This is a genomic window from Streptomyces chartreusis (assembly GCF_008704715.1).
In the GTDB taxonomy this organism is placed as follows: Bacteria; Actinomycetota; Actinomycetes; order Streptomycetales; family Streptomycetaceae; genus Streptomyces; species Streptomyces chartreusis.
On record NZ_CP023689.1, the window covers coordinates 1,674,184 to 1,698,935 of the forward strand.

Consider the following 24,752-nt stretch of genomic DNA (forward strand, 5'->3'; position numbering starts at 1 on the left):
CCCCTCTGGGCAGGAGCGGTGGGCGCCGCACACTCAAGCACCGCCGACATCTGAACGCAAGATGTCGCGCGAGATTTGAAATTTTTTAACAGCGGAATGAATGCTTCAGGGACGTCGGGCGGCGGACGGGGGCGGCCGTCAGGCGCGCGGTGCCTGCGCCGTCGAACCACGCACCACCAACTCCGGCTCGAAGAGCAGTTCCTCCGCGGGTACGGCGGTGCCGCCGATCTGCGCGTTCAGCAGCTCCACGGCCGCCCTGCCCATGGCCTCGATGGGCTGGCGGACGGTGGTGAGCGGGGGCTCGGTGCAGTTCATGAAAGCCGAGTCGTCGTAGCCGACCACGGAGATCTCCGACGGCACGTCGAGCCCCTTGCGGCGGGCGGCCCTGATCGCGCCGAGCGCCAGTGGGTCGCTCGCGCAGATGATGCCGGTGACCCCGCGGTCGATCAGCCGGGTGGCGGCGGCGTGACCGCCCTCGATCGAGAAGATCGCCCGCGCCACACGCTCCTCGGGCAGATCCCCGGCGACGCCGCGCGCGGCGGCCAGCTTGCGCGCCGACGGCATGTGGTCGCCCGGTCCGAGCACCAGCCCGATGCGCTCGTGCCCCAGCGAGGCCAGGTGCCGCCAGGCCTGCTCGACGGCCACGGCGTCGTCGCAGGACACCGCAGGGAAGCCGAGGTGCTCGATGGCGGCGTTGACCAGCACGACCGGGATGTTGCGGTCGGCGAGCTCCTTGTAGTGGTCGTGCGGGGCGTCGGCCTGGGCGTAGAGCCCGCCGGCGAACACCACCCCGGACACCTGCTGTTGCAGCAGCAACGTGACGTAGTCGGCCTCGGACACCCCGCCCTTGGTCTGGGTGCACAGCACCGGGGTCAGGCCGAGCTGGGCGAGCGCGCCGCCGATCACCTCCGCGAACGCCGGGAAGATCGGGTTCTGGAGCTCGGGCAGCACCAGGCCGACGAGCCGGGCGCGTTCGCCGCGCAGCTGCGTGGGCCGCTCGTAGCCGAGGACGTCCAGGGCGGAGAGCACCGCCTGCCGGGTGGCCTCGGAGACACCGGGCTTGTCGTTGAGCACCCGGCTGACCGTGGCCTCGCTGACCCCGACCTTCTTCGCCACTTCAGCAAGTCGTCGCGTCATGGACGCAAGAATAGCGCAAGAAGCGCAAGCCGTTTGCGTTACGGCGGCATCTACTTCCTCGCAGCCCAGAGTCCGCGCACATGCCCCAGGTGGCGGGTCATGACCTCGTGCACGGCCTCCTCGTCGCGGGCGATCAGCGCGTCGAGGAGTTCGAGGTGCTCCTCGGCGGAGGCGAGGAGCCGGCCGGCCTCGACGAGCGCGGTGAGGCCGTAGAGGCGGGAACGCTTGCGGAGATCACCGACGACGTCGACGAGATGCACGTTGCCGGCGAGGGCGAGCAGACCGAGATGGAAGCGGGTGTCGGCCTCGACGTACGCGATGAGGTCACCGGAGACGGCGGCCTGGACGATCTCCCGCGCGGCGGGGCGCAGCGCCTCCAGGGAGACCTTGTCGGCGGTGCGGGCCAGCTCCACCACCGTCGGGATCTCGATGAGGGCCCGGATGTGGGTGTACTCGTCGAGTTGCTTCTCGGAGACGGCGGTGACCCGGAAGCCCTTGTTGGGAACCGTGTCGACCAGGCCCTCCTTGACCAGGTCCAGCATGGCCTCGCGCACCGGCGTCGCGGAGACGCCGAAGCGGGCGGCGAGCGTGGGCGCCGAGTACACCTCGCCGGGGAGCAGTTCCCCGGCGATCAGCGCGGCCCGCAGGGCGTCGGCGACCCGCTCCCGGTAGCTGCTCCTCCTGCCGCCCAGGCTGGGCAGCGCCGGGGCGGCTGCGGCGGACGGGGCGCCGGTGCGCTGGGCGGCCATGCGGTGTCTCCTAGCTGGTGCGATGTGACGCGCTGGTGCAATGTCACGCGCTACCGTCACGCGGTACCGACCATTATCCCCGGCGCCGGTGCCTCGCCGGGCCTGTCCCTAAAGCACGAACCCGGCCGGGAACGGGTCCGAGGGGTCCAGCAGGTACTGCGCGGTCCCGGTGATCCATGCGCGGCCGGTGAAGCTGGGCAGGACGGCCGGGCGGCCGGCCACCTCGGTGGTGCCGAGGAGTCGGCCCGTGAAACTGGTGCCGATGAAGGACTCGTTCACGAACTCGGTGTGCAGGGGCAGTTCACCCCGCGCGTGCAGCTGTGCCATGCGGGCGCTCGTACCCGTGCCGCAGGGCGAGCGGTCGAACCAGCCGGGGTGGATGGCCATCGCGTGCCGGGAGTGCCGGGCGGTGGCGCCGGGGGCGATCAGGTGGACGTGATGGCAGCCGCGGATGGACGCGTCCTCGGGATGGACGGGCTCATCCTCGGCGTTGATCGCGTCCATCAGCGACAGTCCCGCCTGGAGGATGTCGTCCTTGCGGGAGCGGTCGAAGGGCAGCCCGAACTGCTCCAGCGGCAGGATGGCGTAGAAGTTGCCGCCGTACGCCATGTCGTATGTCACCGTGCGCCCGTCGGCGAGGGTGATCTTGCGGTCGAGGGCGACGGAGAAGGACGGCACGTTCTTCAGGGTGACCGCCTTGGCAGCGCCGTCCGCCACGGCCACCTCGGCGACCACGAGACCCGCCGGGGTGTCGAGCCGGATGGTGGTGACCGGCTCGACGACCTCGACCATGCCGGTCTCGACGAGCACGGTCGCGACCCCGATCGTGCCGTGCCCGCACATCGGGAGGTAGCCGGAGACCTCGATGTAGAGCACGCCCCAGTCGCAGTCGGGGCGGGTGGGCGGCTGGAGGATGGCGCCGCTCATCGCCGAGTGGCCGCGCGGCTCGTTCATCAGGAACTGCTTGATGTCGTCGCGGTGCTCACGGAAGTACAGCCGCCGCTCGTTCATCGTCGCACCGGGCACCGTGCCGATCCCGCCGGTGATCACGCGGGTGGGCATGCCCTCGGTGTGCGAGTCGACGGCGTGCAGGACGAGTTTGCTGCGCATGGGTCCAGCCTCCCTTGTGTTTACGCGAGCCCGGCGGCTACGGCCTTCTCGGTGGCGGCACGGATCGCGGCCTCCTGCTCCGGCAGCAGGGGCACCCGCGGCGGACGGCAGCGTCCCCCGTGCCGGCCCACGATGTCCATGGAGAGCTTGATCGCCTGCACGAACTCGACCTTGGAGTCCCAGCGCAGCAGCGGGTGCAGCTGCTCGTACAGCTTCTTCGCGGTGCCGAGGTCGCCGCCGGCGGCCGCGCGGTACAGCTCCACGCAGGACCGTGGCAACGCGTTCGGATAACCGGCCACCCAGCCCTTGGCGCCGGCGAGCGCGAGTTCCAGCAGGACGTCGTCGGCGCCGATCAACAGGTCCAGTTCCGGGGCGAGTTCGGCGAGCTGGTAGGCGCGCCGGACATCGCCGGAGAACTCCTTCACCGCCTGGATGTATCCCTCGCCGTGCAGCTTGGCGAGCAGTTCGGGAACGAGGTCGACCTTGGTGTCGATGGGGTTGTTGTACGCCACGACCGGGACGCCCGTCCCGGCGACCTCCTCGTAGTGGGCGAGGACGGAGCGCTCGTCGGCACGGTAGGCGTTCGGCGGCAGCAGCATCACAGAGGCACAGCCCGCGTCCCGGGCCTGCTCCGCCCAGCGCCGGGACTCGGCCGAACCGTAGGCGGCCACACCGGGCATCACGCGGGTGCCGCCGATCGCGGCGACGGCGGTCTCCACGACCTTCGCCCGCTCCTCGGGGGTGAGCACCTGGTACTCGCCGAGGCTGCCGTTCGGTACGACACCGTCGCAGCCGTTCTCGACGAGCCAGGAGCAGTGCTCGGCGTACTTGCCGTGGTCCACACGGAGGTTGTCGTCGAGCGGCAGGGCGGTGGCGACCAGTACGCCCCGCCAGGGACGGTGTTCGGTGACGGTCATCTCGGGTTCCTTCTCAGTGGAGTGTGACATTGCATTGATCTCGCGCCGACGACCGGCGACCGTCGGCTTCGGCCCTGGCCGGCTCCGGCAGCCCCCGGGCGCCGGCGCTCAGCCGTCCTCGTTCTCCCCCGCCCGCGCGAGCACGCCCAGCGGTACGGGCCGGGCGAAGGGCCTGCGGGAAACGGCAAGTTCGCACCCGGCGAGCCCCGCGACCGCCGGCCCGCACACCCGCCCCTGGCACCACCCCATCCCGGCCCGGGTCAGCAGCTTCACGGTCCTCGCGTCCCCGGCACCCAGTTCCACCACCGCCGCCCGGATCGCACCGCCGGTGACCTCCTCGCAGCGGCAGACGACGGTGTCGTCGGTGATCCGGTCGGTCCAGCGCGCGGGCGGGGCGTACACGGAGTCGAGGGCGGTGAAGAAGGCGCGCAGTCGGCTGCGGGCCTTGGCGGCGGCCGCCCACCCGTCCGGGTCGGGCCGCGTTCCGCGCAGGCGGGCGACGGCCGATCGCCCGGCGATGTGCCCCTCGGCGAGCGAGAGCGCCGCCCCTCCGATGCCGGTCGTCTCCCCCGCGGCCCAGACGCCGGGCACGTCGGTGCGCTGCTCGTCGTCCACGCCTACGGCGAGCCCGTCGAGGCCGCAGCCGAGAGTCTCGGCGAGGTCGGTGTGCGGGAGCATGCCGTGGCCGACGGCGAGGGTGTCGCAGGGGATGCGGCGTCCGGTGCCGGGCCTGACCCGCCCGTCGACGTCGAGCGCGGCGACGGTGACGGCCTCCAGCCGCTCGGTGCCGTGCGCCTCGACGACGGTGTGCCGCGCGAGCGGCCGCACCCGGTGACGCAGCAACTCGGCCGCGTACCGGGCGCCTTCGGCGACCTTGGCGGGCTGTGCCACCAGCGCCCGTGTGCGCCGCAGGAACGCCTTCGGGTCGGCGGACTCGACGAGCGCGGCGACCTCGACGCCGGCCGCGGCGAGCCCGGTCGCCACGGGGAGCAGCAGCGGGCCGGTCCCGGCGACGACGGCGGTGCGCCCGGACACCGCGAGGCTGCCCTTGAGCATGGCCTGGGCGCCGCCCGCCGTGACCACTCCGGGGAGGGTCCAGCCGGGGAAGGGCAGCACCTTCTCGTAGCCGCCGGTGGCGAGGAGCACGGCGTCGGCGCGCACCTCGGCCGGGTCCCGCTGTTCGGGGCCGAGCAGGGCGTGCACGGTGAACCGGCCGCCGGGCAGGCGCTCGACGAACCAGACGTGGTGTTCCGTCAGATGCCTTACGCGCCCCGCCTCCATGTGCGCGGCCAGCCCGTCCCGCAGCCGCTCCCACGCCCGCCACTGATGGTGCAGCGCCTGCGGCCGGCGGGCCCGCAGCCCCGGGGCCGGCTGCCGGTAGAACTGGCCGCCCGCCTCCGCCGCCGAGTCGATCAGCGTGACCCTCACGCCTCGCGCGGCCGCGGCGACGGCTGCGGCCAGCCCGGCGGGCCCCGCGCCGATCACGGCGAGGTGCGGGGCTCCATGGTCGGCGGAGTCGCGGTCAGCCATCGTGCCCCGTCCCTTCCTGGGTCCGGATCGCATCGCCGGGGTGCAATGGCACCAGACAGGCCCGTTGGTTCGGGCGGTCGTTGACGGTGATCAGGCAGTCGAAGCAGACGCCGATGCCGCAGAACACGCCTCGCGCGCGGCCCTCACCCCGGGTGGTCCGCCAGGAGGTGACCCCGGCCGCCCACAGCGCGGCGGCGACCGTCTGGCCCGGCAGGGCCTCGATCCCACGGCCGTCGAGGGTGACCGTGAAGGCCGGGCCCGGGTGGGCGTCGGCGAGCTCCAGAGGTGTTCTCATACGGCCTCCTCGCCGAAGCGGTCGGGGCGGAACGGCGTCAGGTCCAGGTCGGGGGTCTTCTCGGTCAGCGCCTGCGCGATCAAGTGGCCGGTGCCGGTGGCCAGTCCGATGCCGGCGCCCTCGTGCCCGCAGGCGTGGTGCAGCCCCGGCACCCGGGGGTCGGGCCCGACGGCGGGCAGGTGGTCCGGCATGTACGGGCGGAAGCCCAGGTAGGCACGCATCGCGCGGACGTCCGTCAGGAACGGGAACAGCCGCGTCGCGTCCGCCGCCAGCGCCCTTACGACCGGCAGCGAGAAGGTCCGGTCGAAGCCGACGCGTTCCCGGCTCGCGCCGATGAGGACCGGGCCCGCCGCCGTGCCCTCGACGACCGGGGAGGTCTGGAGCGCGGCCGAGTCGCTGGCGACGTCGGCCACGTAGTCGGCGGCGTAGACCTTGTGGCGGACCTTGCGCGGGAGGGGTTCGGTGACCAGGACGAAGCCGCGGCGCGGGAGGACGGGGAGCGGGACGCCCGCGAGCGCGGCGAGTTCACCGCCCCAGGTGCCGGCGGCGTTGACGACCGCCGGGGCGTGGATGTCGCCCATGTTCGTGCGGACCCCGCGCACGGCGCCGGCCCGCGTGCGCAGTACGTCGGTCACCGTGCGGCCGGTGAACAGCCGGGCGCCCGAGCCGCGGGCGAGGTGGGCGGCGGCCAGGGCGGGCATGACCTGGCAGTCCTGGGGATAGTGGACGCCGCCCGGCAGACCGGGGGCGAGGTGGGGTTCGAGGGCGTACAGGGCGTCGCCCGCGACCGGTTCGGCGACGACCCCGGCGGCGCGCTGTCCGTCGGCGAACCGCTCCAGCGCCGCGAGCCCGTCCGGCGACGAGGCCACGACGACACCGCCCTTGGCCTCGTACTCGACGGCCGCCCCGAACTCCGCCGCCAGCTCGCCCCACAGCCGGCCGGACAGCAGCGCCAGGTCCAGTTCGGGGCCCGGTTCCTTGTCGGAGACGAGGAGGTTGCCCTCGCCGGCGCCGGTGGTGCCGCCCGCCACCGGGCCGCGGTCGACGAGGATCACGTCCAGGCCGGCCCGGGCCGCGTACAGCGCGCAGGCCGCGCCCACCATGCCGGCTCCGACGACCACGACGTCGCAGGTCAGTCGCTCGCTCACGTCAGTACTATGTCACACACCACTCTGCGACGGAATGGCGCGACGCCTGTCGTCCTGCGAAAAAGAGAGGCGGCTCCGAGCGCCGCCAGAGCGAGGCTTCCCGTGCGCTGACGGGGCGCCGTCGGCGACCTGAACGCCGACGGTGCCCCGTTCAGTCCTCGGTGGCGGTCACGACGCGCAGATGGGCGGCGCCGCGGCGCGCCCCTCGCGTCCGGGGCCGCTCTCGGCGCAGCTCGCGCAGCACCAGCGTCAGCCGGGTGTAGCCCATCTCCTCGAGGGTCCTGGGCGTCTCGTCCACGACCCGGCACTCGGTGGCGCCCCAGCGCGGGTCGGGGTGCAGCAGCGGCCGTACGGCGCCGTCCCGGGCGACGGCCTGCTCGCCCACCGCGCGGATCCAGTGCGGCAGGCCCTGCCGGTAGGCGGCCTCCATGATCGGGTCCTGTGCGATGTCACGGCGGATGGCCTGCAGCCCGTGGTCGTGGCCGTGCCGCTCCACGGCGGCGGCGAAGTGCGCCAGCATCGGCAGGCACCAGCTGGACTCGTGGTCGCCGAGGACCGTGCTCGCGTCCGGGTGGAAGAGCACGAATCTGAGGAAGTTCTCGTCGGGCATCGCCGTCGGATGCGGGCCCACACCGCGGAAAAGTGACGCGAAAGCGGTGTTCGCCAGGACGACGTCCCAGCGGTGGTCGAGCACCACGGACGGGAAGGGCACGGCCTCCACGAGAGCGGCGTAGTCCCGCAGATAGGCCTGGGCCTCCGGCCTCTCGAGGACGGGGCGCGGCACGGACCGCTCCCCACCTGCCTGATATGCCATCGGGAGGTCACCCCTCTTGCCTATGCGGCCTTCACGCGGCGCCCTGATCCTGCTGCCCGAGCCCGAGCCGTGTCAACTATCGTGGCATTTCATGCCTGTTGACGGCTGAAATTGGCCACAGTTGTGGCGAGACCTGGATGTGAGTTCGAACTACCCGGTAATCTCCGTCGAGTTCACGGGAAGGGCTTGTGAGGAGCCTGTGAGAGACGTAGGAGATCTGCCGGTGACGGATGGCTTCGAGGGTTCGGGCGCCACGCCGACGGTAGCGCTGCCGGCCGTCGTCGCCCGTGTCACCGCGCTCGCCGACCGGCTCGGCGTGTCGCACGCCGAGGTCTTCGCCACCGGGCGGCTGTCCGTCGCCTCCGGCGTCCCGGAGCCGGTCGTCAAGGCCCTGCTGAGCGGCCGCCCCGCGGGCGAGCCCGATGTGCAGGCGCGCTTCCTCCAGCGGCTCGACCTGTTGCGCCGCACCCGGCTCAAGCCGAACGGCCGCAAGTACACCCAGCAGGAGATCGCCGACGGCGCGGGCATGTCCCGCCAGCAGGCCGGCGCCCTGATCAACGGCGACCGCCGTCCCACCATGGAGCACTGCGACGCCATCCAGCGCTTCTTCCGGGTGCACGCCGGATTCCTCACGGCCGAGGACCCCGAGGCGCTCGCGGGCTCCCTCCAGCGCACCGAGCAGGAACTGCTCCAGAAGCTCGCGGAGCGCGAGGCGGCCCAGGCCGCCGAGGACCCGCTGGAGAGACTCCTCCAGGACCACGGCGTGCGCGGCATAGCGTGGCGTGCCGCCCAGCTGCCCACCGACCAGCACCGCGACAAGGTCGCGGAGTGGCTGGACATGCTCCTGGAGAGCGTCAAGCGACCCGAGTCGTGATCCGGGGAGAACGGGAGATCAGTGGGCATCGGTAGGGAAATGCGCCGCCTGTGCGGCGAGTTGATCGCGGAGTTGGAGCTCCCCGCTCCCGCGGCGCCCGGCATGCTGTACGGCGCCCTGTGCGACTCCATGAGCAGACGCCGCGGCCGTCCCGTCCACTTCCGTACGGCCGCCTTCCCGGCCGGCACCGCCAGCGGGCTGTGGCTCGACATGGCCGACCAGGACCTGGTCGTGATCGAGGAACGCACCGCGCCCGACCACCAGTTGGTGATCCTCGGCCATGAGCTGTGGCACATGAAGGCCGGTCACTGCACCCACAGCATCGAGGGCGCGACCGTAGCGGCCCGGCTGCTCAGCGACGACGCCGATCTGCGCTCCACGGTGCTGAAGGTCGCCGCCCGCAGCCGCTTCGACGAGGCCGACGAGCAGGAGGCCGAGAGCTTCGGCCTGCTGCTGGCCAGCAAGTGCCGCACCTGGCTGGCGGACTCGTCGGTGCGGGGGCAGCGGGACCATCTGGCGGGGCGTATCGAGGCCTCGCTCGGCTATCTGGGGCCGCAGGGCTGACCGGGGTCACGTCCCGGGTCGGGTGCCGCCTCGCGGATCAGGTCGCGCTGCGCTCGCTCGCCTCCCGCAGCTCGCGTTCCACCGCCCGGGAACGGGCGGTGTCCGGCTGTCCCGCCGCCGTGCCGGGCCGCCCCGCCCGCAGCATCTCGCGCCAGGTCTCGCGGCTCCAGTCGGCGGCGGCCGTACTGCCGGTGAACTCCTCGACCAGCGCGACGAAACGGTCCGGGTCGGTGTGGAACGGGAAGTGGCCCGCCCCTTCGAAGATCTCCAGCCTGCTGCCGGGCATCGCCTCGTGCGCGCCGTAGGCGTGCCGCACCGGCACCACGCTGTCCCGGTCGCCCCACAGCAGCATGGTCGGCATGCCCTCGGTCAGATAGCAGCGGTCCAGCATGGTGACCACCTGCCCGCGCCAGTCGACCACCGCCCGCAGGGTACGGATGAAGGCGTTGCGCGAGGTCTCGTCGGGGAGGGCGTCGACGAGGGTCAGCAGTTCCGGCGCGTCCTGCCCGAGGTCGGTGTCGAGGAACCTCATCAGCCGTACCGCCTGCCCCACTTGCAGCCGCATCCCCGGCAGCCGCAGCGCGGACAGCATCAGATGGGCGCCCGGTAGCGAGACCAGCCGCAGCACCGGATTGACCTCGCGGCCCACGCCGCCCGCGCTGACCAGGATCAACCGCTCGGTGCGCTCGGGGAACTGGTAGGCGAACTGCATGGCCACTCCCCCGCCCAGCGAGTGCCCGACCAGTGTCGCGGACTCGATGCCGAGTGTGGTGAGCAGGTCCCGCACGCCGTTGGCGTAGGCGGCCACCGAGTAGTCGGCGCGCGGTTTGTCGGAGGCGCCGTGGCCGAGCAGGTCGGGGGCGATCACGGTGTGCGTGCGGGCGAGGTCGGGGATCAGCTCGGCCCAGGTGTCGGAGGAGTCCCCGATGCCGTGGATCAGCACCAGCACCGGCCCCTCGCCGGCCATGCGGAAGGCGCGCCGGTAGCCGTGCACGACGCGGTACTGCAACGCGAGTTCGCCGTCGCCGACCGGACGCAGCCGTACGGCACGCACCGGGCGTCGGCCCTGGGCATCGGCCACTCTCCCACCTCCGTTCCTGCCGCTCTCCCGGCCGCGGGCGTGCGGCCGAAAGCCGTTGCCCCAAGCGTAGGGACACCTTTCCCACCAGGGATTTCGAGGAGGTTTCGCCTCCGCTAAGCGGGCGAACGGACGTGGGGCCGAACCCGATTGTCAGTGGTGGACGGCAAGCTGGTGGTGCGCCCTCATGTGCGGGGCGTGACGCGACGACGCCGACTTGGGGAGAGCCGACCGATGCCCACTGCCGTACTGACCGATCGCGAGCGCACCGCCGTCCAGGCCTACCTGCGGCTTTTGCACACCGTACGAGCCGCGTTCGACGGTCCTCCCGGGAAGGGCCGACCACCGGTGGTGCCGCCCGCCGTGCTCGCCGAGGCGGAACAGGCGCTGGCGGCCGCGGGTCTGACGGGGAACGAGGAGGAGTTCTTCCGGCTGTTGAAGGGCTGGTGCCCGGCGGAGCCGTAGCAGGGGCCTCGCGACGCCGGGAGGGGGCTCAGGTGTGCGGCACGGTGACCGAGGTCGCCACCAGCCCCCGCTGGACGGTCCACCGGCCCTCGAAGACATCGATCCGGCGCCCGCCGACCAGCGGGCCCGACACGAGGAGCCGGGCGCGCAGGCCGCCGCTGTGCCGCTCACCGGGGTCGGCGAAGACGTCTATGTCGGCCTCGGTGAAGTCCAGCCACTTGCCGGTGAGGGGGAACCACGCCTTGTAGACGGACTCCTTGGCGCTGAACAGGAGCCGGTCCCAGTGGACATCGGGGTGGTCGCCGGCCAGCCGGCGCAGCCGGTCCGCCTCGGCGGGCAGCGCGACGGCGGGCAGCACGCCTTCCGGGAGTGTCTTGTGGGGTTCGGCGTCGATGCCGAGGGAGGCCAGATCGGTGGCGCGGACCAGGGCCGCGGCGCCGTAGCCGTCGCAGTGGGTCATGCTGCCGACCAGGCCGGCCGGCCAGCCGGGGGCGCCGCGTTCACCGGGCAGGACGGGCTGCGGGGGCACGCCGAGCTTCTCCATGGCGCGGCGCGCGCAGGAGCGTACGACGGCGAACTCCCGGCGGCGCTTGTCGACCGCCTTGGCGACTACGGCCTCTTCCTCGGGGTACAGGGCGGCGCCCGCGTGCTCGTCGTTGCCGTAGGCCTCGACGGTGACCACCGGGTCCGGCAGCAGTTCCTCGATCACCGGGCCGCGTCCTCCTTCGGCAGAATGCGGCGCAGCCGGCCCGGCGGGTCCGGTCGCTTGCGCCACTCGCGGGGGTACCCCACGGAGACCTCCTCGAAGCGGACGCCCTCGTGCCAGGTGGTCCGCGGGATGTGGAGGTGGCCGTAGACCATGGTCCGGGCGCGGAATCTACGGTGCCAGTCCGCGGTCAGCCGGGTGCCGCACCACATGGCGAACTCGGGGTACCACAGCACGTTCGTGGGGTGCCGGTCCAGCGGGTAGTGGTTGACGAGGACGGTGGGCAGGTCCTCGGGCAGTGCGGCGAGCCGGCGCTCGGTCTCGGCGACCCGGGCCTCGCACCAGGCCTCGCGGGACGGGTAGGGGTCGGGGTGCAGCAGGTACTCGTCGTTGCACACGATCCCGGTGCCGTGCGCGTACTTCAGCCCCTCCTCCTTGGTGGCGCAGCCGGAGGGCAGGAAGGAGTAGTCGTACAGCAGGAAGAGCGGTGCCACGGCGACCGGGCCGCCGGGTCCCTCCCAGACGGGGTAGGGGTCCTCGGGCGTCGTCACGCCGAGTTCCCGGCACACCTCGACCAGGTGGTCGTAGCGCTCGACGCCGCGCAGGGTGACCGAGTCCTTCGGGTGGGTCCACAGCTCGTGGTTGCCGGGTGCCCAGACGACCTTGCTGAAGCGGCCGGCGAGCGTCTTGAGGGCCCAGCGGATGTCGGCGACGGTCTCCGCGACATCGCCGGCGACCAGCAGCCAGTCGTCGTCCGAGTCGGGGCGCATCTTCTCGACGAGGGCGCGGTTCTCCTCGTATCCGATGTGCAGGTCGCTGATGGCCAGCAGCTGTCCGGCACCGCCGGCCGTCGACGTCACCTTTCGCCCCTTCCGATCACACGGAACGATCACACGAACAGGACCACCAGAACACAGAGTGCCCCGCCCGTACAAGGGCGGATCGCGTCGTCACCGGGAGGGAGTAGCGGGGATGCCCCGGGAGGTGTCGGCGGGGTGCTCCGGACGGTCAGGAAGCATCCGCAATTCCGTAACACGTACGTTGCACGCGGCACCCCTTGAAACCCGTATGATCGCCCCAACACCACCGCCGTGAACGTCCCTTCGCAAGGGGCGGTTTGGTGTACCTCCAACCTCCCTGCCCGGGCACGGGCCTGCTTCGCCGTGCCCGCGACCCCGAAAGGACGGCCCTGCATGGTCTCTCGCGTACGCGTCTGGCTCAACCGCACGTACGCGGAGAACGTGTTCTTCATGGATCAGCTGCGACGAAATCCCAGCGATCGGGCCGTGGAGATCCATGCGACGCACGGGGACGCCGACTCGCCCGTGCTCGCCGCCGCCGACACCGCCGAGCTGGAGCCGGAGGGCCTGTCCCCGGCCGGGTACGTGGAGTACGCGCTCGCCCAGTGCAGGCGCCGCGGCATCGACGTGTTCGTGCCCCGGCTGCACCAGTCGGCGATCGTGGCGCATCGCGCGGAGTTCGAGGCGGTCGGTACGGCGCTGCTGGCGCCGCCGCCGGAGGCCGTGGCCGTCTTCCAGGACAAGGTGATCGCGTACGAGGCCGTGCAGGCCGTCGGGGTGCCGGTGCCGCCGTGGTGGCGGGTGCGCAACGCCGATGAACTCGTCGCCGCCGTCGAGGAGTTGGAGGAGGCGGGGCACAAGGCCTGCTTCAAGCCGGCGTCCGGTGCGGGCGGGGTGGGCTTCCGTGTGATCACGCGCTCCCCCTTCTCGCTGGTGCACCTCAGCGGGTTCCCGACACCGTATGTGCAGCTGGATCTGGTGGAGGACGCCCTGCGGCGGACCGACGAGCCGGTGGACTGGCTGGTGATGCCCCGGCTGGAGCAGCCGGAGGTGTCGGTGGACTGCCTGACCGGGCCGGACAACCGGGTGCGGCTGGCGATCGGGCGCATGAAGAACGGGCGTCGGCGCGGGTTCACGCTCCACGAGCAGTGGCTGGAGCCGGCGCGGCTGATCGCGGAAGGGTTCGGCCTGCACTATCTGTCCAACATCCAGTTCCGGATGTTCGGGGACACGCCGGTCCTGATGGACGTCAACACACGCCCCGCGGGCGGGCTGCACCAGCTGTCGCTGTGCGGCGTCAATGTCCCGTGGCTGGCCGTCCAGCTGGCACTCGGCGAGGACCCGGGCGAGGTCGTACCCCCGTTCCTCGGTCAGGACTACACGGTGGTCTCGGGCCCGCGCCAGCTGCGCCCGGTGTCCATCCCCCAGCAGCGCGCGGCGGAGGAGACAGAGCACCTGCTGCCGGCGGTCCCGGCCCCCGCACCGGCAGAGCCGGTCGAGAGCGGGGCGGCGCAGGCGCTGCCGCTCTAGTTCGGGTTCGCCGGAAGATCCGCCTTCTCGAGCGCCCGGCCGGGCGCCCGAGCGGCGCGATCGGGGCGCGCCCGGTCGCCCGACGGGGCGGTTGCCAAGCGGAGCGCCCCCTGCGTGCCCCCACACCCCGAGCCGCCGGACGGGCGTCCCTCGAAGCCGCTGTCTCCCCCTTCCCCGGCCGCTAGCTTCGTGCCGACGCAGCGTGGGGCAACCCGGGGGAGGCGGCTTCATGGCCGAAGGCACACAGGACGACGGGGCATTCGGAAGGTCCGCGGATCCGGCCGAGGACGCGGCCGAGCATCTCGCCGCGGCGATCGGGACACCGGCCTGGGCCGAGGCCCGGGAAGGGGCGCTCGGCCTCTTACCGGACGACGAGCCGCAGGTGGACGAGCGCATCGACGCCTGGGCGGCCGTCGCGGCAGGTCACGAGGGCGAGGGGCTGACCCGCTACCTGACGGATTCGCTGCCGGAATGGCGGGAGCTGATCGCAAGGGCCGTCGCGGATGATCCCGAACGGGCCGAAGAGGCCCGCCGGTTCGCGGACTCCGTTCAGTCGCTCCTCCCCTCGCCTGACGGCACCGCGCCCCAGATCGCGGTGGCGACGGGGCACGGCACCGTCAACGCCGTGCAGAACGGCAACATCTACTACGAGGTCGTACTCGGCCTGGCTCCACGGCCGCCCCGGAGGACGAGCCTCGGCAAGGCCGCCGTCATCACGGGCTCCGCCGCGACGGTGACGGCAGTCGGCGGTCACATGGTCGCCGACCATCTCGCCACCGAGGCCGTGAAGGCGGCCGGCACCGGACCGGCACCCGGGGCACCGCTCGCCGACCCGGTCCAGGTGTCCACCGCGGCCGCTCAGACAGCCGGTTCCACGTCGGCCGCCGGATCCTCGACGGCCGCCGCCCAAGCCGGTACGACCGTCCTCGCCAAGGCCGCGGCCGCCGTCACCAAGGCCCTGACGTTCGCCGGCGCCGGGGCGGCCGGCGTCAGCGTGCCCGTGGTGGCGAGTGTGGTCACGGTCGTGGTGGTCGTGACCGTCACGGTGACCGTCGTCGTGCCGCGTGTCATGGGCGGGGCGTCCTGCGACAAGGCCGCCGAGGGCCGCTCGGCATCCGCGGTCCTGGCGGAGGCCGCCCGGCGCGTGGAACTGACGAGCTTCCGCTACGACGTCACACGCGGCCGGCACCATGTCGCCGGGGCGGCGGACCCGCACGCGCGCACGGCCTGGTTCCGGCAGGGCCTGACCGGCGGCCCCGTCACGAACGGCACGATCGACCGGGGCAGGGTCGTGCTGCCCACCGGCACGACCACGCCGTCAGGCGCGGATCCGCGGTGGGTGCGGGCCGACGGCGCCTTCATGGACGCCGTCGACCCCGTGGCTCCGGCGCGGGAGCTGCGATCGGTTACCCGGGCGCGGCGCGAGGGCTGCACCTTCACGGGAACGCTGGCGCCTGCGGCCGAACCCGTCCGGCCTTCCGGAACCGCCGAAGCGGCCGTCGCAAGGCGGGAGAGCGGCTTCGTCGCACCGGCGGCGGCCACCTCCACGCCCCGGGCCGACAGCACCGCCGTCGATTTCACGGCACGCATCGACGACCTCGGCCGGCTCGTCCGCCTCACCACACGGGCGGCCGGCGACCGGCTGCCCGCCTCCGCCCGCTACTGGGACTTCGGACTGACCGTGACCCCGTCCGCGCCGCCCTCCGGCGACGGGTCGAAGCCGTCCGGGACCGCCACCCTGACGGGCGCGTGGACGGGGGACTGGTCCACGGGGTTCGGCACCGGAGGGTTCACGGCCACCCTGTCCCAGGACGGGAACCGACTCACCGGGGACCTGAAGGTCGACGGGGTGCCGTGTTCCCTGGACGGCGCCCTGAACGGCACGCTCGACGGCGACCGCATCACCTTCGGCAGCGTGAGCAGCGAGAAGGAGATCACGTTCACCGGAAGCGTGGACGGCGACACCATGCGCGGCACCTTCGAGACCGACTGCTACGACGCCTCCGGTCCGTGGACCGCGCGGCGCTCCGACTCCTGACCGAGGAAAGGCACCGACGTGACACCCGAATGGCTGACCACACTCGCCGCGGCCGGCTCCGCGGCCCTGGTCAACGCCGCGTCCACCGACGTCTGGCAGGCCGCTCGTGAGCGGTTCGCCCGGCTGCTGGGCCGCGGCGAACCCGACCGCACCGAGGCGGCGACCCGGCGGCTGGACGACCTGCGTCGCGTCGTGCGGGAGCCCGGCAACGAGCGTGAACTGGCCGGGGCGCGCCGCGCCTGGCGGCTGCGCCTCCAGGACCTGCTGGAGGAGAATCCGGACGCCGCCGACGAACTCCGGTCCGCGATCGCCGAGTTGCCCCCGCCCCGGCCCGCCTCCGCCGCCGCGATCCGCCAGGACAACCGCGCGTACGACCACGGCACCGTCAACGCCGTCGTGAACGGTGATCTGACGGTCCACCCGACGCGGCCGGTCGGGTCGGACGGCTGAGAATTCTTGGTATGGACCAATCCCGTGCCAGAGCTTGACACCGGGATTGGTTCATACCAATTTGGTTGGCGCACCTCTGCACATGTCTGCACCTGTGCACTCCCGAACACCCCACTTTTCCCAGGGAGATCACGTGCGCAACCAACCCCTCAGACGTCTGAGACGTCGATTTCTCGCTCTGGTCGGATCCGGTGCTCTCGCGATCGCCGGAGCCGTCGCTCTTCCCGGTACGGCCCAAGCGGCCAATGTCCTGTCCAACGCCGGCTTCGAGTCGGGCGGGCTCTCCCCGTGGAGCTGCACCGGCAATCTCGGGTCGGTCGTCTCCTCGCCCGTGCACGGTGGGTCCAAGGCCCTTGCGGGGGCGGTGAGTTCGAGCGACATCGCCAAGTGCAGCCAGACCGTCGCGGTGCAGCCGAACACCACGTACAGCCTCAGCGGCTGGGTGCGCGGGTCCTACGTGTACCTCGGCGTGGACGGCGGTTCCTCCACCTGGACGTCGTCGCCGTCGGCGTACAGCCGGCTGTCGCTGTCGTTCACGACCGGTGCCTCGCAGACCAGCGCCCAGGTGTATGTGCACGGCTGGTACGCCCAGGGCACCTACTACGCCGACGACATCAGCCTCGACGGGCCCGGTGGCGGCTCGGACAGCCAGGCGCCGAGCGTGCCGGGAAGTCTGCGGTCCACCGGAAAGACCTCGTCCAGCGTGTCGCTGGCGTGGAACGCCTCGACGGACAACGTCGGGGTGACCGGGTACGACGTCTTCCGCGGCTCGACCCAGGTGCTCAGCGTCTCCGGTACGAGCGCCACGGTCAGCGGGCTGTCGCCCAGCACCGGCTACACGTTCACGGTGAAGGCACGGGACGCGGCCGGGAACGTGTCGGCGGCCTCCAACGCCGTCACCGTCACCACCGACGCGGGCGGCGGTGGCGGCACCGGCTTCAAGCAGGCCGCGCCCTATCTGTACCTGGGCTGGGGCGATCCGCCGAGCGCGACCTCGGTGATGAGCTCGACCGGGATCAAGTGGTACACGATGGCGTTCATCCTCTCCTCCGGTGGCTGCAATCCCGCCTGGGACGGGTCACGGCCGCTGACCGGCGGCAACGACCAGAGCGTCATCAACTCCATCCGGTCCGCGGGCGGTGACATCGTCCCGTCGATCGGCGGCTGGAGCGGCAACAAGCTCGGGCCGAACTGCTCCAGCGCCGAGGCGCTGGCGGGGGCGTACCAGAAGGTCATCGACGCCTACGGGCTGAAGGCGATCGACGTCGACATCGAGAACACCGACGAGTTCGAGAACGCCACCGTGCAGGACCGGATCCTGAACGCCCTGAAGATCGTCAAGGCGAACAACCCGGGCCTGCGGACCGTCCTCACCTTCGGCACCTCCACGACCGGGCCGACGTACTGGGGCAACCGGCTCATCGAGCAGGCCAAGGCGCTCAACGCGGACATCGACGTCTTCACGATCATGCCGTTCGACTTCGGCGGCGGCGCCGACATGTACGGCAACACCGTGAACGCCACGGAGGGGCTGAAGAACAAGCTGAAGTCCACCTTCGGGTGGGACGACGCGACGGCCTACGCCCACATCGGCATCTCCGGCATGAACGGGCTGTCCGACCAGCAGGAGCTCACCTCGACCGCGACCTGGACGCAGATCCGGGACTGGGCGAACTCCCATCACATCGCCCGTCTCGCGTTCTGGTCGGTCAACCGTGACCGGCCGTGCCCGGGCGGCGGCGTGACGAGCAACTGCTCCGGCATCAGCCAGAGCAACTGGCAGTTCACTTCGATCACGGCCGGGTTCACCGGCTGACGCCCTGTCACCCTCCCGGGAGAACTTTTTTCCGGGAGGGTGTATCAGGGCGCCACCGGCGCGCTCATAAGAGTGAAAGGCAACGGGGGAACAACGGGGGACCGAGGAAAAAACGGGGGAAGCACCACCACGGGGGAAGCACGGGGGATTCGGGCCGGCCGACCGCTGCGACGGGGGCGGCGGCCGACCGGCCCGAAGTGAGCCGCGAACTGGTGCGTCAGAAGCGGCCCGAACCCCGGTACAGCTCCAGCTCCCCTTCCAGCTCGACCGCGAGCACCGTGGCGTGCGGGTCGAGGTCCGCCCCGGTGGGCGGTTCGATCCAGAGCACCCCGGGCGTCTCGTGCAGACCGCCGGTGATCCGATGGGCCAGTTCCCGTCCGCTGCCGAGCACCGTGACCCGGCGTACCCCACCGAGCAGCCCGCGTACGTTGATCTCGGCGCGCGGGGCGTCGAAGAGCGTCAGGTACAGGGTCCGGCGGTCCTTGGAGAGGGTGCTCGGGCCGTAGTGATGACCGGCCGGCAGGCCCCGTTCGGTGCCGTACACCGCTTCCGCGTGCTTGGCGATCCAGTCGCCGAGTCCCTCCAGCCGCTCGGCCTGTTCGGCCGGGATCGTGCCGTCCTCGCGCGGGCCCACGCTCAGCAGCAGGTTGCCGCCTGAGCCGATGGTCTCGGCGAAGTAGCGGATCAGCTGGTCGACCGACTTGTGGTTGTGGTCGTGGTGCTGATGGCCCCAGGAGTCGTTGATCGTCAGGCACAGCTCCCAGGGGCCGTCGGGCGGGACGACCGGGGCGCCCTGCTCGGGCGTCGCGTAGTCGCCCTCGCTGAGCATGCGGGCGTTGAACACGACGTCCGGCACCTCGGAGCGGATCAGCGCGGCCAGCTCGGGGATGCGCCACTGCTCCTCGCTGCGGTCCCACTCGCCGTCGAACCACAGCAGGTCCGGCTTGTAGCGGGAGGTCAACTCCCGTATCTGGCCGTCCCGGTAGCCGAGGAAGCGTTCCCAGGCGGCCATGTCCTCGCCCTCGGCGGCGACCTCGGAGTACCGGTTGTCCTCCAGCTCCGGCGGGCGGCCGGGCTTGCGGGTGGAGGCGTAGTCGGGGTGGCTCCAGTCCGAGTGGGAGTAGTACAGCCCGACCTTGAGGCCCTGCTCGCGCAGGGCGTCGGCGTAACCCGCGATCAGGTCGCGGCCCACGTTCAGATCGCCGTGGGCCGTGTCCCACAGGGCCACACCGTCGTGGTGGCGGCTGGTCAGCACGGCATACCGGGCGCCGGCCCGCGCGAAGAGCTTCGCCCAGTCGCGCGGTTCGTAGCGGGCGGCGGTGAACCGGTCGAACTGGGACATGTACCGGTCGTACGGGACGATGTCGTCGTAGAACGACCAGGACTCCTGGACGCCGTCGACGGCGTAGATGCCCCAGTGGATGAAGATCCCCAACTTGGCGTCGGTGAACCAGGGTTGTATCGCCATCAGCCGACCTCGGCGCGCTGTAGGCGAAGGGTCAGCACCTGGAAGGGGCGCAGCGACACGGGCACCCCGCCGTCGGTCTCGGCGGTCTCCAGGGGGCGCTCCAGGAGGTCGGTGATCTGGGCGCCGGCCAGCGGGAACCCGGTGCGCAGCACGCCCTGCGCCCGGCCGCCCCGCGATTCGTAGAGCCGTACGACCACGTCACCGGACATGTCGTCGGCCAGCTTGACCGCCTCGACGGTCACACCGTCGCCGTCGACCGAGACGACCGGCTCGGGCGAGCCGGCCGCGTCGGCCACGCGCAGCGGGAGGTTGAGGGCGTAGCCCTCGGCGACGGCGTCCTCGATGTCCGCGCCGGGCAGCAGGGAGTAGGTGAAGCGGTGCATGCCCTGGTCGGCCTCGGGGTCCGGGACGCGCGGGGCGCGCACCAGGCTGAGGCTGACCCGGGTCGTCGTACCGCCGTCCTCGCGGACCGTGCGGGTCACGTCGTGGCCGTACGTCGAGTCGTTGATGACGGCGACGCCGTAGCCGGGCTCGGCGATGTGCACCCAGCGGTGCCCGGAGACCTCGAAGCGGGCCGCCTCCCAGGTGGTGTTGGTGTGGGTGGGCCGCTGGATGTGGCCGAACTGGATCTCCGCGGAGGAGTGCGGGGCGCGGATGTCGACCGGGAAGCCCGCCTTGAGGATCTTCTCGGCCTCGTGCCAGTCGATCTCGGTCTCGAAGTCGATCCGGGGGCTGCCCGCGCGCAGGGTGATGGTCTGGGTGAGCTTCGAGCCCTTGCCGAAGGCACGGGTGACCCGGATCGCGCCGATGAGCGGATCGTCCTCGACGACGGTCAGCGACTCCGTCTCCAGCAGGTCCTTGTAGCGGTTGCGGTAGTGCTTGTCGATGTCCCAGGCGTCCCAGTAGTTGGGCAGGTCCGTGTGCAGACGGAGCTGGTTGCCCGGGTCGGCGAGGACCTCGCGGTTCGCCCGGAGGTCGTACACGGAGGACAGGGTGCCGTCCTCGGCGACCTCGACGCGGACCAGGCCGTTGTCGAGGACCCGGCCGGTTACGGACACGGGCTGCGCGGGCTCCGCCGAGGCGATGGGCGCGCTGCCGCCGGCGGGCACCTGAACGTACGCCGGTGCGCCCTCGGACGTACGGACCACCTCGGCCCGCGGATACGGGCTCGTGTTGAAGACGCGGGCCTCTCCCCCGCCCAGCGCCGCGACCGCCTCGGCCGTCAGCTCCTCCAGCTCCGCGGCCACACGGGCGTACTCGGCCTCGGCCTCGCGGTGCACCCAGGCGATCGAGGAGCCCGGCAGGATGTCGTGGAACTGGTGCAGCAGGACCGTCTTCCAGAGCCGGTCGAGCTTCTCGTACGGGTAGGCGTAGCCCGGCGCGTGCAGCGCTGCGGTCGTCGCCCACAACTCGGCCTCGCGGAGCTTGTGTTCGCTGCGCCGGTTGCCCTGCTTGGTGCGGGCCTGGGAGGTGTAGGTGGCGCGGTGCAGCTCCAGGTAGAGCTCGCCGTTCCAGACGGGTGCGTCCTCGTACTCGGCGCGGGCCTTGGCGAAGAACTCGTCGGGGTGCTCCACGACGACCTTGGGCGAGCCCTCCAGGTCGGCGAGCCGACGGGCCCGCTCCATGATCTCGCGGGTGGGGCCGCCACCGCCGTCGCCCCAGCCGAAGGGGGCCAGCGAGCGCGTGCCGCCGCCCTTCTCGGAGTAGTTGCGGACCGCGCGGTCCATCTCCTCGCCGCTGAAGCGGGCGTTGTAGGTGTCGACGGGCGGGAAGTGGGTGAAGATGCGGGTGCCGTCGATGCCCTCCCACCAGAAGGTGTGGTGGGGGAACTTGTTGGTCTGGTTCCAGGAGATCTTCTGGGTCAGGAACCACTCGTTGCCGGCGAGCTTGGCGAGCTGCGGGTAGGCGGCGGTGTAGCCGAAGGAGTCCGGCAGCCAGACGCCCTTGGTCTCGACGCCGAAGTGCTCGATGAAGAACCGCTTGCCGTGGATGAGCTGGCGGGCGATGGCCTCGCCGCCGGGCAGATTGCCGTCGGCCTCGACCCACATGCCGCCGACCGGGGCCCACTGGCCCTTCTTCACGGACTCCTGGATCCGGGCCCACACGTGCGGGTAGTTGTCGCGCACCCACTCGTACTGCTGGGCCTGCGAGCAGGCGAAGATGAAGTCGTCGTACTCGTCGGCCAGCGACGTGACGTTCGAGAAGGTGCGGGACGTCTTGCGCTTGGTCTCGCGGATGGGCCACAGCCACGCGGAGTCGATGTGGGCGTGGCCGACGCCGGAGACGGTGTGGGCGCTGGCGTGCGCGGGCTTGGCGAGGACGGGGGCGAGGACCTCGCGTACGGCGGCCGCGCTGCCGGAGATGTCGTCCAGGTCGAGGACGTCCATGGCCCGGTCGAGGGCGTGCATGATCTCGTGCCGGCGGGGCTCGTGCTCGCCGAGGTGGACCATGAGCTCGCGCAGCACCTGGAGGTCCAGGTCGAGGTGCCAGACCTCCTCGTCCAGGACGGCGATGTCGGCGCGCCTGAAGGTGTAGAGGGGCTTGTCGCCGGCGGTGAGGACGTCGCCGAGGGGGGTCGGGGCCGCGAAGTCGTTGGCGAGGATGTCGGGGTTGGAGGCGGCCTCGACGAGGTAGTCGATCTCCTCGCCGCCCGCGGCCGGGTTGCCGATCGGCACGTACTGGTTGAGCGGGTTGACCGCCTTCAGGGGGCGGCCGTCGACGAGGTGGACCAGGGCCTCGGCCTGGTTGCCGGGCCAGTCCCCCACGAAGCCGAGGTCGATGACCGCCTCGACGCGGCGTCCGGCCCACTCGGCGGGCACCTGCCCGCGCATCCGGAACCAGGTCGTGCCCCAGGGCGGGCCCCAGGGGGTGTCCATCGCGAAGGGCTCGTACCGGGCGGCCGCCGCCTCCTCGAAGGGTACCGGCTCGCCCGGCGCCTGCCAGGCCTCGACCTCGAAGGGGACGGTGGCCGAGTAGATCGCGGGCTTGATGCGCTGGTTGTGGACGCGCTCGACGCGTTCCTCGATCCGGCGGCGTTCGTCGTGCATCAGGGTCTCCAGGGAGGGAGAGAACGGAGGGAAGGCGAGGGGCGGGCAGGGCGAGCGAAAACGCCGGGAGAAAGCGCTTTCGGCGGACGAGCGCTACTTAAGGTACGCCAGTCCCGGGTGGACGGAGGAGTACCCCTCCACCAGCCTGCGGGCCACGTTGACCGAGTCGACCAGCGGGTGCAGCGCGAAGGCCTTCACGGCCGTCGTACGGGAGCCGGACTCGGCCGCGGCCAGCACCTCCCGCTCGACCGCCTTGACCGAGCAGACGAGCCCGGTGGCGTGGTCGGGCAGCGGGGCGACGGCGACCGGGTGGGCGCCGTTGGCGTCGACCAGGCAGGGCACCTCGATCACGGCGTCGGAGTCGAGCACCGACAGCGTGTTCTGGTTGCGGACGTTGAGGATCAGGGTGGTGCGCTCGTCACGGGCGATGGCCCGCATCAGCGCGAGCGCCACCTTCTCGTAGCCGCCGGAGAGGTCGTCGGCGTCGCGCTCGCCGGCGCCGGCCGTCTCCCGGTTCTCCGCCATGTAGGTGGCCTCGCGCTCGGCGCGGGTGCGGTCCCAGACCTCCAGGGCGGCGGCACCGGGGTCGCGCATCTGCTCGTAGAAGCCGGCCTGCTGGTCGCGCAGGAAGGCGCCGCGGGTCTTGTCGGCCTCCTGGTAGGCGCGGACGGCCTCGCGGTTGAAGTAGTAGTAGTGCAGGTATTCGTTGGGGATGGCGCCCAGGGAGCGGAGCCAGTCGACGCCGAAGAGCTTGCCCTCCTCGAAGGAGCCGAGCAGGTCGGGGTCGGCGAGCAGGCGCGGGAGCTCGTCGCGGCCGGCGACACGCAGGCCGCGCACCCAGCCGAGGTGGTTGAGGCCGACGTAGTCGATCCACGCCTCGCCGGGGTTCTTCACGCCGAGCACCCGGGCGATACGGCGGCCGAGGCCGACCGGCGAGTCGCAGATGCCGATGACGCGGTCACCGAGGTGGCGGGACATGGCCTCGGTGACCAGGCCCGCGGGGTTGGTGAAGTTGATGACCCAGGCGTCGGGCGCGAGGCGGGCCACACGCTGCGCGATGTCGACGGCGACCGGGACGGTCCGCAGGCCGTAGGCGATGCCGCCCGCGCCGACCGTCTCCTGGCCGAGGACGCCCTCGGCCAGGGCGACCCGCTCGTCGTTCGCCCGGCCTTCGAGGCCGCCGACGCGGATCGCGGAGAAGACGAAGTCGGCGCCGCGCAGGGCCTCGTCCAGGTCGGTGGTGGCGGTGACCTCGGGTGCGTCGGGCACCCCGGCCGCCTGTTCGGCGAGCACCCGCGTCACGGCGTTCAGACGCCCGGCGTCCAGGTCGTGCAGCACGACGTGGGTGACCCTGCCCTCGGCGCGGTCCGCAAGGAGCGCCCCGTACACCAGCGGCACACGGAATCCTCCGCCGCCGAGAATCGTCAGCTTCACGTCTGCACCTTTCCCGCCACGACGACCTCGACGCCCGCCTCCTGCAAGGAGGCCCTCGTCACCGGGTCGACCGGCTCGTTCGTCACCACCACGTCCAGGTCCTCGGGACCGCACACCTTCGCCATGCCGTGCCCGGGGAACTTCGCCGCGTCGGCGAGCAGGACCACCTTTTCGCCGGCCTTGATCATGGCCCGCTTCACCGGCACCTCGACGACCGTCGTGTCCATCACCTGCCCGCCCGGCCGCACTCCACTGGTGCCCAGGAACAGCCAGTCGGCATGCAGCTGCCGCAGATTGTCCTCGGTGAGGAAGCCGACCAGGGAGCGGTACTCGCGGCGGAGCATGCCGCCGAGCAGCACCAGCTCGATGCCCTCGTCGTCGGCGAGCTCCTCGTAGACCACCAGGTTGCTGGTGATCACGGTGAGGCGGCGGCCGTGCAGCTGGCGGGCCAGCCGGAACGCGGTGGTGCCGATGTCGAGCAGCACGGACTGGCCGTCCTCGACCATGGCGGCCGCGTGCGCGGCTATGGCGTCCTTCTCGGCCACGCGCACCTCGGCGACCTCGGCGAAGGGCTGGTCGCCCTCCTCCACGACCGCGCCGCCGTGCACACGTGTCAGCAGGCCGTCCTCCTCGAGTTTGAGCAGGTCACGTCTGATCGTGGCGGGGCTCACACCCAGCTGATCGGAGAGATCGGTCACGGCCGCGGGGCCGCCTGAGCGCAGGGCCCGCAGGATGAGTTGGTGTCGTCGTTCTGCCAGCACGGCGTGAACACTACTCGTCAT

The 24,752-nt window shown here is 71.9% G+C and carries 22 protein-coding genes; 7 read left to right on the forward strand and 15 right to left on the reverse strand.

What is annotated here, in order from left to right:
- Positions 1 to 138: 138 nt before the first annotated feature.
- The 8 genes from CP983_RS06980 to CP983_RS07015 all read right to left on the reverse strand — a co-directional run bounded on the left by CP983_RS06980 (position 139) and on the right by CP983_RS07015 (position 7,700).
- Positions 139 to 1,137 carry a LacI family DNA-binding transcriptional regulator gene (locus tag CP983_RS06980; protein ID WP_189748483.1) on the reverse strand — a complete coding sequence of 333 codons (999 nt, stop codon included), beginning with the start codon at positions 1,135 to 1,137 and terminating at the stop codon, positions 139 to 141.
- 50 nt (positions 1,138 to 1,187) lie between these two features.
- Complete coding sequence (locus CP983_RS06985; RefSeq protein WP_107908181.1) at positions 1,188 to 1,886, reverse strand: GntR family transcriptional regulator; 699 nt, start codon at positions 1,884 to 1,886, stop codon at positions 1,188 to 1,190.
- A 108-nt stretch (positions 1,887 to 1,994) separates the two neighbouring features.
- Entirely contained in the window at positions 1,995 to 2,996 is a 1,002-nt protein-coding gene (locus tag CP983_RS06990) for a proline racemase family protein (protein ID WP_150498954.1), read from the reverse strand.
- Between the two features lie 20 nt (positions 2,997 to 3,016).
- Complete coding sequence (locus tag CP983_RS06995) at positions 3,017 to 3,913, reverse strand: dihydrodipicolinate synthase family protein (RefSeq protein WP_150498955.1); 897 nt, start codon at positions 3,911 to 3,913, stop codon at positions 3,017 to 3,019.
- A 108-nt stretch (positions 3,914 to 4,021) separates the two neighbouring features.
- Complete coding sequence (locus CP983_RS07000) at positions 4,022 to 5,443, reverse strand: FAD/NAD(P)-dependent oxidoreductase (RefSeq protein WP_150498956.1); 1,422 nt, start codon at positions 5,441 to 5,443, stop codon at positions 4,022 to 4,024.
- Positions 5,436 to 5,738 carry a (2Fe-2S)-binding protein gene (locus CP983_RS07005; protein WP_150498957.1) on the reverse strand — a complete coding sequence of 101 codons (303 nt, stop codon included), beginning with the start codon at positions 5,736 to 5,738 and terminating at the stop codon, positions 5,436 to 5,438. The genes CP983_RS07000 and CP983_RS07005 overlap by 8 nt, the downstream gene beginning before the upstream one ends.
- Positions 5,735 to 6,886 (reverse strand): NAD(P)/FAD-dependent oxidoreductase, encoded by a 1,152-nt coding sequence (locus tag CP983_RS07010; protein ID WP_150498958.1) that lies wholly within the window; start codon positions 6,884 to 6,886, stop codon positions 5,735 to 5,737. The genes CP983_RS07005 and CP983_RS07010 overlap by 4 nt, the downstream gene beginning before the upstream one ends.
- Positions 6,887 to 7,037: 151 nt before the next feature.
- Positions 7,038 to 7,700 (reverse strand): MmyB family transcriptional regulator, encoded by a 663-nt coding sequence (locus tag CP983_RS07015; RefSeq protein WP_167537667.1) that lies wholly within the window; start codon positions 7,698 to 7,700, stop codon positions 7,038 to 7,040.
- Positions 7,701 to 7,923: 223 nt separating this feature from the next.
- On the opposite strand from CP983_RS07015, the gene CP983_RS07020 reads away from it, so the two are divergent.
- Both CP983_RS07020 and CP983_RS07025 read left to right on the forward strand, forming a co-directional pair.
- Positions 7,924 to 8,574: a helix-turn-helix domain-containing protein gene (locus tag CP983_RS07020; RefSeq protein ID WP_107908174.1), complete on the forward strand. Its 651-nt coding sequence runs from the start codon at positions 7,924 to 7,926 to the stop codon at positions 8,572 to 8,574.
- A gap of 39 nt (positions 8,575 to 8,613) precedes the next feature.
- Positions 8,614 to 9,138, forward strand: a complete 525-nt coding sequence (locus CP983_RS07025) for a hypothetical protein (RefSeq protein ID WP_030960641.1) — start codon at positions 8,614 to 8,616, stop codon at positions 9,136 to 9,138.
- A 37-nt stretch (positions 9,139 to 9,175) separates the two neighbouring features.
- On the opposite strand, the gene CP983_RS07030 is transcribed toward CP983_RS07025, so the two are convergent.
- Positions 9,176 to 10,219, reverse strand: a complete 1,044-nt coding sequence (locus tag CP983_RS07030; RefSeq protein WP_229914654.1) for an alpha/beta fold hydrolase — start codon at positions 10,217 to 10,219, stop codon at positions 9,176 to 9,178.
- Positions 10,220 to 10,450: 231 nt separating this feature from the next.
- On the opposite strand from CP983_RS07030, the gene CP983_RS07035 reads away from it, so the two are divergent.
- Positions 10,451 to 10,681: a hypothetical protein gene (locus CP983_RS07035; protein ID WP_030954880.1), complete on the forward strand. Its 231-nt coding sequence runs from the start codon at positions 10,451 to 10,453 to the stop codon at positions 10,679 to 10,681.
- Positions 10,682 to 10,709: 28 nt separating this feature from the next.
- On the opposite strand, the gene CP983_RS07040 is transcribed toward CP983_RS07035, so the two are convergent.
- On the reverse strand, positions 10,710 to 11,390 hold the full coding sequence (locus CP983_RS07040) for a 4'-phosphopantetheinyl transferase family protein (RefSeq protein ID WP_150498959.1): 681 nt from the start codon (positions 11,388 to 11,390) through the stop codon (positions 10,710 to 10,712).
- Positions 11,387 to 12,247 (reverse strand): metallophosphoesterase family protein, encoded by an 861-nt coding sequence (locus tag CP983_RS07045; RefSeq protein ID WP_150498960.1) that lies wholly within the window; start codon positions 12,245 to 12,247, stop codon positions 11,387 to 11,389. Before CP983_RS07045 ends, CP983_RS07040 begins: the two co-directional genes overlap by 4 nt.
- A 333-nt stretch (positions 12,248 to 12,580) precedes the next feature.
- Here CP983_RS07045 and CP983_RS07050 point away from each other — a divergent pair, with 333 nt between their 5' ends.
- The 4 genes from CP983_RS07050 (at position 12,581) to CP983_RS07065 (ending at position 18,021) form a co-directional block, all read left to right on the forward strand.
- The gene (locus tag CP983_RS07050; protein WP_150498961.1) at positions 12,581 to 13,717 is read left to right on the forward strand and encodes an ATP-grasp domain-containing protein; all 1,137 of its coding nucleotides are present in this window, start codon (positions 12,581 to 12,583) and stop codon (positions 13,715 to 13,717) included.
- Positions 13,718 to 13,946: 229 nt separating this feature from the next.
- Positions 13,947 to 15,755, forward strand: a complete 1,809-nt coding sequence (locus tag CP983_RS07055) for a hypothetical protein (protein WP_150498962.1) — start codon at positions 13,947 to 13,949, stop codon at positions 15,753 to 15,755.
- 18 nt (positions 15,756 to 15,773) lie between these two features.
- Positions 15,774 to 16,205, forward strand: a complete 432-nt coding sequence (locus CP983_RS07060) for a hypothetical protein (RefSeq protein ID WP_150498963.1) — start codon at positions 15,774 to 15,776, stop codon at positions 16,203 to 16,205.
- A gap of 133 nt (positions 16,206 to 16,338) precedes the next feature.
- Positions 16,339 to 18,021, forward strand: coding sequence for a carbohydrate binding domain-containing protein (locus tag CP983_RS07065; protein ID WP_229914655.1), 1,683 nt, complete (start codon positions 16,339 to 16,341; stop codon positions 18,019 to 18,021).
- 217 nt (positions 18,022 to 18,238) lie between these two features.
- Here the strand turns inward: CP983_RS07065 and CP983_RS07070 are convergent, their stop codons facing one another.
- The 4 genes from CP983_RS07070 to CP983_RS07085 form a co-directional block, all read right to left on the reverse strand.
- Positions 18,239 to 19,489, reverse strand: a complete 1,251-nt coding sequence (locus CP983_RS07070; RefSeq protein ID WP_150498965.1) for an alpha-L-fucosidase — start codon at positions 19,487 to 19,489, stop codon at positions 18,239 to 18,241.
- Positions 19,489 to 22,536, reverse strand: coding sequence for an alpha-mannosidase (locus CP983_RS07075; RefSeq protein WP_150498966.1), 3,048 nt, complete (start codon positions 22,534 to 22,536; stop codon positions 19,489 to 19,491). Before CP983_RS07075 ends, CP983_RS07070 begins: the two co-directional genes overlap by 1 nt.
- A gap of 93 nt (positions 22,537 to 22,629) precedes the next feature.
- Complete coding sequence (locus CP983_RS07080) at positions 22,630 to 23,970, reverse strand: 6-phospho-beta-glucosidase (protein WP_107908167.1); 1,341 nt, start codon at positions 23,968 to 23,970, stop codon at positions 22,630 to 22,632.
- Positions 23,967 to 24,731, reverse strand: coding sequence for a DeoR/GlpR family DNA-binding transcription regulator (locus tag CP983_RS07085; protein ID WP_030950312.1), 765 nt, complete (start codon positions 24,729 to 24,731; stop codon positions 23,967 to 23,969). Before CP983_RS07085 ends, CP983_RS07080 begins: the two co-directional genes overlap by 4 nt.
- Positions 24,732 to 24,752: the final 21 nt, after the last annotated feature.